The 13103-nt window shown below is 65.1% G+C and carries 12 protein-coding genes and 1 pseudogene; 8 read left to right on the top strand and 5 right to left on the bottom strand.

What is annotated here, in order from left to right; translation table 11 throughout:
• Positions 1-7: 7 nt before the first annotated feature.
• The 4 genes from ACK8OU_RS13220 to ACK8OU_RS13205 are packed head-to-tail and all read right to left on the bottom strand — an operon-like array spanning position 8 to position 4835.
• The gene (locus ACK8OU_RS13220; protein ID WP_410303886.1) at positions 8-811 is read right to left on the bottom strand and encodes a CoA-transferase subunit beta; all 804 of its coding nucleotides are present in this window, start codon (positions 809-811) and stop codon (positions 8-10) included.
• A gap of 11 nt (positions 812-822) precedes the next feature.
• Entirely contained in the window at positions 823-1707 is an 885-nt protein-coding gene (locus ACK8OU_RS13215) for a CoA transferase subunit A (RefSeq protein ID WP_410303885.1), read from the bottom strand.
• A 30-nt stretch (positions 1708-1737) separates the two neighbouring features.
• On the bottom strand, positions 1738-3831 hold the full coding sequence (locus tag ACK8OU_RS13210; protein WP_410303884.1) for a 3-hydroxyacyl-CoA dehydrogenase NAD-binding domain-containing protein: 2094 nt from the start codon (positions 3829-3831) through the stop codon (positions 1738-1740).
• A complete protein-coding gene (locus ACK8OU_RS13205) occupies positions 3828-4835 on the bottom strand; it encodes an NADPH:quinone oxidoreductase family protein (protein ID WP_458524354.1) in 1008 nt (335 codons plus the stop codon). The genes ACK8OU_RS13210 and ACK8OU_RS13205 overlap by 4 nt, the downstream gene beginning before the upstream one ends.
• A 229-nt stretch (positions 4836-5064) precedes the next feature.
• Here ACK8OU_RS13205 and ACK8OU_RS13200 point away from each other — a divergent pair, with 229 nt between their 5' ends.
• From ACK8OU_RS13200 to ACK8OU_RS13165, 8 genes and pseudogenes are all read left to right on the top strand, one after another.
• Positions 5065-6258 carry an ABC transporter substrate-binding protein gene (locus tag ACK8OU_RS13200; protein ID WP_410303883.1) on the top strand — a complete coding sequence of 398 codons (1194 nt, stop codon included), beginning with the start codon at positions 5065-5067 and terminating at the stop codon, positions 6256-6258.
• A gap of 59 nt (positions 6259-6317) precedes the next feature.
• Positions 6318-6626 carry a DUF1330 domain-containing protein gene (locus ACK8OU_RS13195; protein WP_410303882.1) on the top strand — a complete coding sequence of 103 codons (309 nt, stop codon included), beginning with the start codon at positions 6318-6320 and terminating at the stop codon, positions 6624-6626.
• A complete protein-coding gene (locus tag ACK8OU_RS13190) occupies positions 6623-7381 on the top strand; it encodes an ABC transporter ATP-binding protein (protein ID WP_410303881.1) in 759 nt (252 codons plus the stop codon). The genes ACK8OU_RS13195 and ACK8OU_RS13190 overlap by 4 nt, the downstream gene beginning before the upstream one ends.
• Positions 7374-8090: an ABC transporter ATP-binding protein gene (locus ACK8OU_RS13185; RefSeq protein ID WP_410303880.1), complete on the top strand. Its 717-nt coding sequence runs from the start codon at positions 7374-7376 to the stop codon at positions 8088-8090. Before ACK8OU_RS13190 ends, ACK8OU_RS13185 begins: the two co-directional genes overlap by 8 nt.
• Positions 8091-8093: 3 nt before the next feature.
• A pseudogene (locus ACK8OU_RS13180) lies at positions 8094-9005 on the top strand (branched-chain amino acid ABC transporter permease); the annotation flags it as partial.
• A gap of 111 nt (positions 9006-9116) precedes the next feature.
• Positions 9117-10022, top strand: a complete 906-nt coding sequence (locus tag ACK8OU_RS13175) for a branched-chain amino acid ABC transporter permease (protein WP_410303910.1) — start codon at positions 9117-9119, stop codon at positions 10020-10022.
• The gene (locus ACK8OU_RS13170) at positions 10019-10774 is read left to right on the top strand and encodes an SDR family NAD(P)-dependent oxidoreductase (protein ID WP_410303879.1); all 756 of its coding nucleotides are present in this window, start codon (positions 10019-10021) and stop codon (positions 10772-10774) included. The genes ACK8OU_RS13175 and ACK8OU_RS13170 overlap by 4 nt, the downstream gene beginning before the upstream one ends.
• Positions 10767-11567 (top strand): SDR family NAD(P)-dependent oxidoreductase, encoded by an 801-nt coding sequence (locus ACK8OU_RS13165; RefSeq protein WP_410303878.1) that lies wholly within the window; start codon positions 10767-10769, stop codon positions 11565-11567. The genes ACK8OU_RS13170 and ACK8OU_RS13165 overlap by 8 nt, the downstream gene beginning before the upstream one ends.
• Here ACK8OU_RS13165 and ACK8OU_RS13160 read toward each other — a convergent pair.
• A complete protein-coding gene (locus ACK8OU_RS13160) occupies positions 11557-13092 on the bottom strand; it encodes a class I adenylate-forming enzyme family protein (protein WP_410303877.1) in 1536 nt (511 codons plus the stop codon). The two genes, ACK8OU_RS13165 and ACK8OU_RS13160, sit on opposite strands and share 11 nt — an antisense overlap.
• Between the last annotated feature and the right edge of the window lie 11 nt (positions 13093-13103).

The raw sequence follows: 13103 nt of genomic DNA, 5'->3' as shown, positions 1-13103 counted from the left end.
GTTTGGGTCAGGCGGCCTTGCGGACGCCGGGCGGGTTGTCTTTCAGCACGCTGGCGCGGATGTCGCGCGGGTCCAGACGGCGGATGATGGCCAGTTGTTCTTCGGTCGGGGCGGTGGTTTCCGCCATGCCCGGCGCGCGCAGCAGCGGGAAGCCGGTGTTGGCCTGCACCTCCTCGAAGGTGACGCCCGGGTGCAGGCTCAGCACCTGTGCCGCGTGATCGGGGCCGTTGAAGTCCATCACGCACAGGTTGGTCACGATCCGCCCGATCTGGACAAAGTCCGCCGGGGCGTTGCGTGGCCAGGTGCCGGGCTTGAAGCCGACGCTGGCCACCACATCGACCTCGCCTTCCACGAAGACGCGGGTGTTGTGGCTGGGCAGGAACATCGAGTTCTTGTGCGATACGCTATTGCCCGGAAAGCCCCGTACGCCCAGCATCTGCACCTTGGGCCGGTTGAAATCCGACCCCAGGGCAGAGATGTTGCCCTGCGCCCAGCGGTCCAGCTGAACCGGCGTCACCATCGCATGACGGCGGCCCGACCAGACGCTGTCGAAGACCCGGGCATAGTGCATCCGCCCGGTGTAGCGCGGGCGGAAATCGCCGCGCGGCCCCAAGGGAACGGGCGTTTCGGTCAGCAGCGCCTCGCCATCGGTCAGTTGCAGGCCGGGTGTGCAGGTCAGCTTGGCCAGGCCTGCGGCCAGGCGCGGCAAGGGGCCGATGCCGGTGGCCAGCAATTCGCCATCGCCCCGCCAGGCCTCGGCCGCAGCGACGATCAACAGTTCGGCCAGGGTGAAATCTTTTGCTTGGGTCATATCCGGTCCGTTCAGAATGTGGGAATGGGCAGGTTGCGAACGTGATCGGCGCCGCCGACACTGGCGAGATAGCTTTGTTCGTCGCCCGCGATGTGCCTGTCGAAGAAGGTCTGCCAGCCGCCGTCCTCGTTGGCAGAGGCGGCATAGGCCTTGAGATGGGCTGCATCCCAGCCATAGGCGCGGTGCGAGGTGGTTGGATGCGCGCCCAAGGGCGCCGCGACCACACCCGAAACCAGGCAGGGTTCGAAGAGGTTGTCCTTCATGTCCTCGGGGTTTTCCGAACCGATGGAGCCGACCAGCTCCTCGGTCGTGACATAGACGCGATCCGCCGCGCGGGCGAAGAATTCGTCAAAGAACGGATCGGGCCCGAAGGTCAGCGTGTTGCCCATCCGGTCGGCGCGGCTGACGTGCAGCAGGGCCGCGTCCAGCTTGATCGCGGGCATCGCCAGCAGTTCGGCCTGGTCGGGATAGGGCGAGGTGATGGTCTTGAACTCGGGGTTGTTGGTCATCACCGAGGACCCAAGCCCGACACGGGTGGCCACAAAGGGCACGTTGCTGCCCGCTGCGCGCAGGCCCAGATACAGCAGGCCCTCGTCCAGTTCGCAAACCTTGATCGTGCCTTCCTGACGGGCCTTGCGGAAATAGGGCTCGATCGGAATGAAATCCATTGAGACGAACCCGTAGGTCGCCTTGCGCAGCTTGCCGGCGGCGGCCAGCATTCCCACCTCGGGGCCGCCAAAGGCCACGATCGTCAGATCCTTCAGGTCCGAGCGCAGGATCTCGCGGATCAGGGCCATCGGTTTGCGGCGCGGTCCCCAGCCACCGACACCGATAGTCATGCCGTCGCGCAGTTCCGCAACGACCGAGGAGAGGGACATTTCCTTGTTCATAGGCATATCTTTCGTCTTTCAGGTTGGGGTCCGGCTTCAGTCAAGCAAGCCGCGGCCTTCGGCGGCCAGTCTTTCGATCAGGGCGGCCGGTTTGAAATATTCGTCGCCGACAAGGCCGGCGTAGCGGTCCAGCGCCGCCTTGACCTGGGCGATGCCCATCTGGTCGGCCCAGAACATCGGCCCGCCCAGATGGCGCGGCCAACCAAAGCCGCTGGTCCAGATCACGTCGATATCGCTGGCCCGGGCGGCGGCGCCCTCGTCCAGAATCTTGGCGGCCTCGTTGACCATGGCCAACAGGCAGCGTTCAAGGATCTCCTGGTCCGGGATGTCGCGCTGGGGGCGGTTGGTGCGGGCGCGATGCGCGGACAGGATGTCTTCCACCGCCGGATCGGGCCGGGGCTTGCGGTCTTCGCCATAGCTGTAATAGCCCGCGCCGGATTTCTGCCCCAGACGACCGGCTGCGCACAGCTGATCGACAATGTCGCAGGCCTGTTCGCGCGGCGTCATCCGGGCCAATCGGGCGCGCCGGGCGGCGGCCATCACATCCATCCCCGCCAGATCGGCCAGAGCGAAGGGCCCGATCGGAAAACCAAAGCCCGCCAGGACCTTGTCCACCTGTTGCGGGGTGGCGCCATCTTCCAGCAGGAATTGCGCCTCGCGGCTGCGCTTGGACAGCATCCGGTTGGCAACGAACCCTTCCGAGCGGCCCACCATCACCGGCATCTTGCCCAATTTGCGTCCGATCGCGGTGATCGTGGCCAGAACATCGGGCGCGGTCTGCGCCGTGTGGACGTTTTCCAGCAGCTTCATCACGTTGGCGGGGTTGAAGAAATGCATCCCGCAGACGTTTTCGGGCCGCCGGACCACCGCGGCCAGCGCGGCGATATCCAGAAACGAGGTGTTGGTGGCCAGAATCGCGCGGTCATGCAGCGCGTCATCCAGACGGACGAAGACGTCTTTCTTGATCTCCAGATCCTCGGTCACAGCCTCGATCGCAAGGTCCACGCCGTCAAGGTCGTCGTAGCCGGTTTGCAGGGTCAGCAGGGCAAGGCGGCGGTCGGCCTCGTCCTGGCCGATGCGGCCCTTGGTGACCTGATCGGCCAGTGCCTTGCCGATCAGGTGGCGGGCCTTGTCCAGATCGGCCTGCGCGCGGCCGATCAGAACGACGGGCGTGCCGATGTTCAGGAAGCACAGGGTGATGCCGCGACCCATGACGCCGGGGCCTGCCACAGCAACCTTGCGGACGGGGCGGGGTGCGGTGCCCTCGGGTACGCCGTCAAGCTTGAGCGCGGCGCGTTCGGCGGCGAACAGATGGCGCAGCGCGCGCGACTGGGGCGAAGCGATCAGGTCCTTGCAGGCGGCATATTCCTTTTCGGCGGCCTCCTTGAAGGGCGTGGTCAGGCCCATGTGCACCAAATCGACTGCCCGTTGTGGCGCGGTCAGGCCCTTGAACTTGCGGGCCAGCGTGGTGCGCATCTCGTCCAGATAGGGCTGGTCCACGACCGGCGCCGGCAGGTCCGAGGTGCGGCGCGGTGCCCCGCCCGTGGCGGCGATCCGGCTGGCGAAGCCTATCGCATCGGTACGCAGGTCGTCCTTTGCCACTTCGTCGATCAGGCCGATCTGCAGGGCCTTTTCGGCGTTGATCGGGTTACCCTCGCTGATCATCGTCAGCGCGGCGGGTACGCCCACCAGACGCGGCAGGCGGGTGATGCCGCCCGCGCCGGGCAAAAGGCCCAGTTTCACCTCGGGCAGGCCAAAGCGGGTGTCGGGCAGGGCGATGCGATGGTTGCAGGCCAGCGCCACCTCGAGCCCGCCGCCAAGGGCAGTGCCATGCATCGCGGCGATGATCGGCTTGGAACAGCTGTCCAGCCGGTCGATGACCACGGCAAGGCGCGGTTCCAGCACGGGGCGGTTGAATTCGCGAATGTCCGCCCCGGCAATGAAGGTCCGGCCCGCGCAGATCAGCACCAGCGCCTGGGCTTCCGCATCGGCTTCCAGTGCGTCGATCGCCGCGACAAGGCCCGCGCGCACGGCATGCGACAGCGCGTTGACGGGCGGGTTGTCCACCGTTGCTACAAGGATCTGACCGACCTTTTCCAGCTGTACGGAAGTTTCCAGAATATCGCTCATGCAATCACCTGTTCGGAAAGAGAGTTGGTCATCGTCAGCACGATCTTGCCCTGGGCGGTGCGGTCCATCACCACGTCCAGCGCCTTGGCAAAACGGTTCAGTGGGTAGCGGGCACCGATATGCGGGCGCAGATGACCCTGTTCGAACCAGTCGAACAGTTCGGCCATGTTCGTCGCGTGGCGGGCAGGATTGGCGCGCGCGAAGGCGCCCCAGAACACGCCGATCATCGCGGTCTGTTTCAGCAACAGCAGATTCAGCGCGATCTTTGGAATTTCACCTGCGGCGAAGCCGATCACCAGATACCGCCCGCTGGTCGCCATCGAACGCAGCGCGGTTTCGGTCAGCGCCCCGCCCACGGGGTCATAGACCATGTCCACGCCCGCGCCGCCGGTCAGATCCTTCAGCCGGGCGCGCAGATCCTCGGTCGAATAGTTGATGACCTCATCGGCACCATGCTCGCGGCAAAGCGCCAGCTTTTCCGCGCTGGACGCCGCTGCGATCACGCGCGCGCCCATCCGCTTGCCGATTTCTACCGCCGTCAGGCCCACGCCCCCGGCCGCCCCCAGCACCAGCAGCGTTTCGCCTGGCGCAAGCTGGCCACGGTCCTTCAGCGCGTGATGCGAGGTGGCATAGGTGATCAGGAAGCCCGCAGCCTGTTCAAAGCTCATGCTGTCGGGGATCGGGCAGACGCGCTCGGCCTGCGCTGTGGCCTGTTCGGCATAGCCCCCCAGCCCGTTGAACGCCAGAACGCGGGTGCCGATGGCCAGTTCGACGCCGGGGCCGACCGCCTCGACCGTGCCGGCGACCTCGGATCCGGGGGTGAAAGGGCGGTCGGGTCGGGTCTGGTATTTGCCCTCGACCATCAGCCCGTCAAAGAAGTTGATGCCGCAGGCCGCGACACGAATCAGCACCTCTCCGGGACCGGGCCGCGGCACTGGAACATTGCCAAGGCGCAACTGGGCGCGCGGCGCGAATTCCGTGCAGATGACGGCTTTCATTGTCATGTCGGCGGCTTGCTCCTGCGTCGACGGGCGATTGTTTCAGGTTCACTGTCGCAGCGGGTTGCGGCGCAAACATCGTCCAATAGGACTAACACTGTGACCTTCGGACGCGCTGGGCCTGTTCGCGGCCAATCGTCCATTCAGACGATGCCAGCGGTCCGCACACTGCCACCTTTGCAAGCGGCGTAACAGGCCCGGCCAAGATCCGGGCGCGCGACAGGGAGGACTTCAGATGAAACGTATTCTGGTATCGGCGCTTGCGCTGACTGCCACCACGGGCCTGGCCCATGCCCAGGACGGCACCGTCAAGATTGGCGTGTTGAATGACCAAAGCTCATCCTTCTCCGCCCTTGGTGGCACTGAGGTGGTGCGCGCGGTGGAACTGGCCATTGCCGACCATGGCGGTCAGGCGCTTGGCAAGCCGATCGAGCTGGTCTCTGCTGACCACCAGAACAAGCCCGAAGTCGGCTTGGGTATCGCGCGGCAATGGCTGGAACAGGATGATGTCGACGTCATCGCCGACATGGCCAATTCGGCCATCGCGCTGGGGGTCAACACGCTGATCGGCGAAAAGGGCAGGATCGGCCTGTTCGTCTCGCCCTTGACCGACAAGTTTACCGAAGCCGACTGCAACGGCAATGTTATCGCCTGGGCATATGACGCCTATTCCACCTTCACCAGCCCTGTGAAGGCGTTGCTGGCCGAAGGCGTGGACAGCTTTTTCATCCTGTCGCCGGACTACGAGGCCGGCAAGGTGCAGGAGGCGACCGAAATTGCCGCGATCGAGGCGGGCGGCGGCAAGGTGATGGGCGCGGTGCGCGCGCCGCTGAACAGCACCGATTTTTCGGCTTTCCTGCTGCAAGCCCAGGCATCCGGCGCCAAGGCACTGATCCTGAACGCGAACGGGCCCGATCTGGTGAATGCGGTCAAGCAGGTTCAGGAATTCGGCCTGATCTCGCAGGGGATGGTCGTGGGCCTGGGCATTCTGCACCAGTCTGATGCGCGCGCTATCGGCGTTGAGGCCCTGCAAGGTGCCCGGTTTGCTTCTCCCTGGTTCTGGAAGAAGGATGCCGAGTCCGAAGCCTTCGGGCGGCGGATGATGGAGGTTACGGGTAACGCACCAGGTTGGGTCGCCGCAGGCGCCTATTCGGCGGTGTCGAACTACCTCAAGGCGGTTGAAGCCGCAGGCACTGATGATCCGAAAAAGGTGCTGGAACAGATGCGCAGCATGAAGATCGAGGATTTCTTCGTGAAGAATGCGACGCTCTATCCCAACGGCCGCCTGGTGCACGACATGTATGCGCTTCAGGTCAAAGCCCCGGCCGAGGTGGGCGAGAAAGACGATTTCTTCACGCTCGTCTCGACCGTGCCGGCAGCCGATGCCTTTCTTCCATATGAGAAGTCCGCTTGCACGATCGGCAAATGATCTTCGGGTGTCGGGCCAGCGTGGTCCGGCACCTGCCAACCAATTGAAAAGGAAGGGCGATGCCCGGTTACCTGATTTTCGAACTTCGGATCACCGATCCCGAGGCCTGGGCCGAGTATCGCCGCATCGCGGGGCCGGTGATGGCCGCGGGTGGCGGACGGTTTGTGGTCAACAGCGATACCGCCGAACCGCTGGAAGGCGGCTGGTCGCCCGCGCTGATCTCGGTTGTCGAATTCCCCAGTCTTGCGGCTGCGCGGACGTTCTACGACTCTGAGGCATATCAGCGGACCATTCCTCTGCGCCAGCGCGCTGCCGCGGGGTGCGGTATCCTGGTAGACGGCTTTACCCCGGCGGAGGCCAGGCAATGACCGCAACCGACACCATTATCGAGGCCCGCAGTCTGTCCAAGGTTTTCAACGGCTTCGCCGCCGTCAAGGATGTCGACCTGACCGTGCGGCGCAACACGATCCATGCCCTGATCGGGCCGAACGGTGCGGGCAAGACCACGATGTTCAACCTGATCACCAAGTTCCTGCAACCGACCACCGGCACGATCCGTTACAACGGACAAGACATAACCCGCCTGCGCCCCGAAGAGGTCGCACGGCGTGGTCTGGTAAGGTCCTTCCAGATTTCGGCGGTCTATCCGCGCATGACTGTGCGCGAGAATGTCCGCATCGCGTTGCAGCGCCCGATGGGGGTTTCCTACCATTTCTGGCGCAGCGAAAAGCTGCTGCGCGCGCTGGACCGGCGGGTGGATGAACTTTTGGACGAGGTGGGCCTGACCGGCGACGCCGAACGCCCCGCGACGCTGCTGTCCTATGGACGCAAGCGCGCGCTGGAAATAGCCACGACGCTGGCGCTGGATCCCGAGATGTTGCTGCTGGATGAGCCGACCTCGGGGCTGGGCCACGAGGATGTCGACCGCATCGCTGCGCTGATCCGCAAGGTCTCGGCGCAACGCACCGTGCTGATGGTGGAACACAACTTGTCAGTTGTGGCCGCGCTGTCGAACACGATCACCGTTCTGGCCGCCGGGAGCGTGCTGGCCGAGGGCGATTACCCCACCGTTTCGCGCGATCCGCGCGTGATCGAGGCCTATATCGGAGGCGCCGATGACTGATCCCATCCCCGCCCCCCTGCTGGAGATCCGCGATCTTGAAGGCTGGTATGGCGAAAGCAAGGCGCTGCACGGCATCACCTTTGATGTGCGGCAAGGCGAACTGGTCACCCTGATCGGGCGCAACGGTGCGGGAAAAAGCTCGACCCTGCGCGCGATCATGGGGCTTTTGAAGCGCCGCAGCGGCACCATCCGCTATCGCGGGCAGGATCTTAGCCGCACGCCGCCGGAAATCGCCGCGCGTGCGGGCCTGGCCTATTGCCCCGAGGAACGAGGCATCTTCGCCAGCCTGACCGTGGCCGAGAACCTGGAGTTGCCACCCGTGATCGCCCCCGGCGGTATGACCCAGGGTGAGATCCTGAAGCTGTTCCCCAACCTGGAACGGCGCTGGACCAGCCAGGGTACCAAACTGTCGGGCGGCGAACAGCAGATGCTGGCGATCGGGCGCATCCTGCGCACCGGCGCGCGCACCCTGCTGCTGGACGAACCGACCGAGGGGCTGGCCCCGGTGATCGTCAAGCAGATCGGCAGCGTGATCCGCACACTGAAGGATCAAGGCTACACCATCCTTCTGGTCGAACAGAACTTCCGTTTTGCCTCGAAGCTGGCCGACCGCTTCTGCGTTGTCGAACACGGTCACATCGTCGAGACCATCGACCGCGCCGAACTTGAGGCGAGCATGACCAAGATTCAATCCTATCTGGGGGTCTGAAACGTGACATCCATCTTCGGAATTCCCCTGACCCTGCTGTTTGGCCAGCTGCTTGTCGGGCTGATCAACGGGTCATTCTACGCCATGATGAGCCTGGGTGTGGCGATCATCTTCGGCATGTTGCGCATCGGCAATTTCGTGCATGGCGCGCAATACATGCTGGGTGCCTTCGGGGCCTGGTATCTGTATAACCTGCCCGAGCTGTTCCCGGGACTGGGGCTGCCCTCGATCGGCTACTGGTGGGCGCTGATCATCGTGCCGGTGGTCGTGGGCCTGATTGGCGCGCTGACCGAACGGCTGTTCATCCGCCGCGTCTATGACCTTGACCACGCTTATGGCCTGTTGCTGACGGTGGGTCTTGCGATGGTGATCGAGGGGGTATTCAATGTCATCTACGGCGCGGCCGGGCAACGTTATGACGTGCCTGCGCAGCTGCAGGGGGCGGCGAACCTGGGTTTCATGTTCCTGCCCTATTATCGCGCCTGGGTGATCGTGGCGGCCCTGATGCTGTGTTTCGGCACCTGGTATCTGATCGAGCGGACCAAGCTGGGGTCCTACCTGCGCGCCGCGACCGAAAACCCCGATCTGGTGCGCGCCTTCGGCATCAACGTGCCGCTGATGCTGATGCTGACCTATGCCTTTGGTGTGGGCCTTGCGGGTCTGGCGGGCGTGATGGCCGCGCCGATCTATCAGGTCGGGCCGCAGATGGGCCAGTCGATCATCATCACGATCTTTGCGGTGGTGGTGATCGGGGGCATGGGCTCGATCTTCGGCGCGATCGCCGGCGGTCTGATGATGGGCCTGCTGGAGGGATTGACCAAGGTTTTCTACCCGCAAGCCTCGACCACCGTGATTTTCGTGGTGATGGTCATCATCCTGGTGCTGCGCCCGGCGGGCCTGTTCGGGCGCGAAACTTCGGCCCATTCCGTCGCCGACGTGTCTTCGGGCCGGGCGGGCAGTGTGCTGGAAAACGGCCGGCTGTGGTTCGGGGTGCTGCTGGTGGTGGGTCTGATCCTGCCCTACCTGATGTTCCCGATCTTTGCGATGAAGATCCTGTGCCTGGCGCTTCTGGCGCTCGCCTACAACCTGGTGTTCGGCTATGGCGGGCTTCTGGCCTTCGGGCATGCGGCCTTCTATGGCTCGGCCTCGTATACGGCGGCCCATGCGGCGGCGGTCTGGGGGCTGTCCCCGGAACTTTGCATCCTGGCGGGCGTATCGGTTGCGACGGGGCTGGGCTTCGGCTTCGGCTGGCTCGCGATCCGGCGGCAGGGGCTGTATTTCGCGATGATCACCCTGGCGCTGGCACAGATCGTCTATTTCTACGCGCTGCAATCGGGCTGGACGCATGGCGAGGATGGCATCCAGTCGGTGCCGCGCGGGATGCTGTTCGGGCTGATCGATCTGTCTGACACCATGTCGATGTATTTTGTCATGCTGGCGGTGTTTCTGGGCGGTTTCGCGCTGGTTTACCGGATCGTGCATTCACCCTTCGGCCAGACCCTGAAGTCGATCCGCGAGAATGAGGCGCGCTCGATCTCGCTGGGTTATTCCACGACGCGGTTCAAGCTGCTGGCCTTCACGCTGTCGGCGATGCTGGCGGGGCTGGCGGGCAGCATGAAGGCGTTGGTGTTCCAGATCGCGTCCCTGGCGGATGTCTATTTCATGACCTCGGCCGATGCGCTGCTGATGACGCTGATCGGTGGGGTGGGCACGCTGCTGGGCCCGATCGTCGGGGCCGCGGTGCTGGTGACGTTGCAGACGAAACTGGCCACCTTCGGGGCCTGGGTCGTGGTGTTCCAGGGCGCGATTTTCGTGCTGTGCGTGCTGTTCCTGCGCAAGGGCATCGTCGGCACGCTTGAAGAGTTCCTGGCCAACCGCCGTGCCCGCCGCGAGAGGCTGGCCGCCAGCGCCAAGCCCGAGGCCGCCGAATGACCCGCCCTCTGGCCATCGTCATCGGCATAGGCCCGGGTCTGGGCCGGGCGCTTGTGCAGGTCTTCGCCCGCGACGGTTTCGCCGTGGCCTTCACCGGGCGCAACGCCGCCGCGGTCGCGGCGCATGAGGCGGATCTGCGGGCGCAGGGCCTGGAGGTTGCGGGCTTTGCCGGCGATGCCGGTCAGCCCGACCAGATGGAGGCGGTGCATCGCCAGATCGCTGACCGCTATGGCCCGGCCGAGGTGTTGATCTACAACGCCGCGCTGATCCAGCCAGCGCGTTTTGTCACCCACTCGGGCCTGGCGCAGGCGCAATACGGGCAGGCTGCGGGTTGGGCGGCGCGCGGCGAACCGGCCAGCTTCGACTATCTGATGGACAGTTTTCGCACCAATGTCGCGGGTGCCCATCACGCGGCGGCCAGCGTCGTGCCCGCAATGATCGCCGTGCAGCGCGGCACGATCCTGCTGACCGGCGGGGTGCTGGCCTTTGGCCCCTGGATCGAATGGGGCGTGACCTCGCTGGGCAAGGCGGCGCTGCGCAGCCTTGGCCATTCGCTGCACAAGGAACTGCTGCCTCATTCCATCCATGTCTCGACCGTGGCGATCCACGGCACGATGCAGGCGGGCACCCCCTATGACCACGACCTTGTGGCGCGGGCCTATCTGGACCTGCACCGCGCGCCAAAGGGCAGATGGACGCCCGACTGGCACTACAGGATCAATCAGGACGGAGAGGAAGATCCCGATGCGTGACATGGGTCCAAGGCTGGATGGAAAACGCGCGCTGGTGACTGGCGGGGCCAGCGGTATCGGCGCCGCAACCGCGCGGCTTCTGGCCGATCTGGGGGCAAAGGTCGTGCTTGCCGATCTGGACGGTGCGCGCGCGGCGCAAGCGGTGCCCGAAACCGGCGCGGTCGGCCATGTGACGGGCGATGTGTCCCGCACCGCCGAGGCCGAGACGATGGTCGAAGGCGCGCGGGATATGCTGGGCGGGCTGGACCTTGTGTTCAACTCTGCCGGGATCGGGGATGATCTGGTGCCGGTGCACCGGCAGGACCCCGACCGCTGGCAGCACATTCTGGATGTGAACCTGCGCGGCACCTATCTGATCTGCCGCGCTGCGGGGCGGCACCTGCTGGAACAGCGGTCGGGCGCGATCGTCAATGTGTCCTCGATCGTCGGGCTGGGCGCTTTTCCGGGCCGGTCTGCCTATGGCATTGCCAAGGCGGGCGTGATTCACCTGACCAAGACGCTGGCCTGCGAATGGGGGCCCTCGGGGGTGCGTGTGAACTGCATAGCGCCCGGCTATACGCGCACGCCGATGGTGCGGGATCTTCTGGATCGCAAGATCTTTGACCCAGCCAACATCGAGCGCCGCACCCCCCTTGGCCGCATGGCAGATTCGCTGGAAATGGCGCGCGCTACGGCCTTCTTGCTGTCGGACTGGGCCAGCTATGTCACCGGCACGGTGCTGCCGGTGGACGGGGGCTGGGCGGCCTATGGCGCCGCGGGCGATGTGGATAAAGGGCCGCCGGTCAGGGACTGATCCGGCGGAATTTGTCCAGCGACCCTTCCTTGAGCGCGGCCACCAGGTCGCGCTTTCGGATCTTGGCAGCCTCGATCGGCATGTCGTCGATGAATTCGATCCGGCGGGGGGCCTTGTAGGCGGCCAGATGCGCGCGGCACCAGTCGCGCAGGTCGCAGGCGGTTGCGGGGCGGTCCTTGTCCAGCACCACCACGGCGACCGGCACCTCTCCCTTTTCCGCGTCGGGCGCGCCGACCACGGCGCAGATCGCAACCGAGGGGTGGCGATACAGCACCGTTTCGACTTCAAGCGGATAGATGTTGTGACCGCCCGCGATGATTACATCCTTCTTGCGGTCGACGATGAAGACGAAGCCGTCGGCATCGACATAACCCAGGTCGCCCGAACGCCAGCCCTCGGGGGTGAAGGCCTCGGCGGTGGCGGCGGGGTCCTGCCAATAGCCGGCGGCCACGCAATCGCCACCGATCAGGATTTCGCCGATTTCGCCGGTAGGCACCTCGCGATCGTCGTCATCGACGATCTTGATGCGCGAACTGCCGACCGGCAGGCCCGCCGCGCCGCGCTTGCGGATGCCCAGCGTGGGTTCCATCACGTTTTGCCCGCAGGTTTCGGTTGAACCGTAGACCTGCGTCACCCGCGCGCCGGTCAATTCCTCGAACCGCTGGATCACCGGCTGCGGCACCGGCGATCCGCCCGTGGTACAGACCCGCAGCGAGGTCAGGTCGTGCTGCGCCACCTCGGGGGCGCCCACCATGTAGACATACATGGTGGGTGTCCCGCCGAAATAGGTGGCGCGGTGGCGTTCGATGTCGGCCAGCACGCGCGCGGTATCCCAGCGTTCATGCAGCACGATGGTGCCGCCGCCATACAGGCACAGGTTCAGCGTGACGTTCAGCCCGAAGTTGGTGAACAGCGGCACCGCGCAAACATAGACCTCGGCGCCGAAGCGGTTGCGATGCGACACCATCATGTCGCGCAGCGTCGATCCGATCGAAAAATGCGTCTGGGCGATGCCCTTGGGCGCGCCCGTCGTGCCCGAGGAAAAGAACAGGCAGGCGATGTCCTGTGGGTCGCAGATCACATCGTCAAAGGTCTTGGGCGCGGCTGCCATCAGCCCGTCCAGATCGCCGCCGGGGCCGGACACAAGGCAATGCGCCAGCCCCGGCAGATCGCCGCGTATCTGTGACAGGTAAGGCCAGGTCGCGGCATCGGCGATCAGCATCTTCATCCCGGCCTGCGGTACGATGCGGCGCAGTTCCTCGTGGCGGAACATCACCGACAGCGGCGCCGGGATCGCGCCCAGCCGCTGACAGGCCCAGAAGCCCATCGCCATCATCGGCCCCGAGGGCAGGTAAAGCCCGACCCGGTCGCCGCGCCCCACGCCATGCGCCACCAGAACATGGGCAAGGCGGGCGGTCTGGGTGGCGAATTCGGCATAGCTCAGGCTGACTTCATCCGTGACGATGAAGGCCCGATCGGGCAACAGGCGCGCGTTGCGCGCCAGGATCTGGGACAGGTATTCCATGGTTCTCCGGG

The sequence above is a fragment of the Pontitalea aquivivens genome (assembly GCF_046507575.1).
In the GTDB taxonomy this organism is placed as follows: Bacteria; Pseudomonadota; Alphaproteobacteria; order Rhodobacterales; family Rhodobacteraceae; genus Pontitalea; species Pontitalea aquivivens.
Note: the sequence above shows the minus strand (reverse complement) of the source record. Positions and strands in the feature narration are given on the sequence as shown.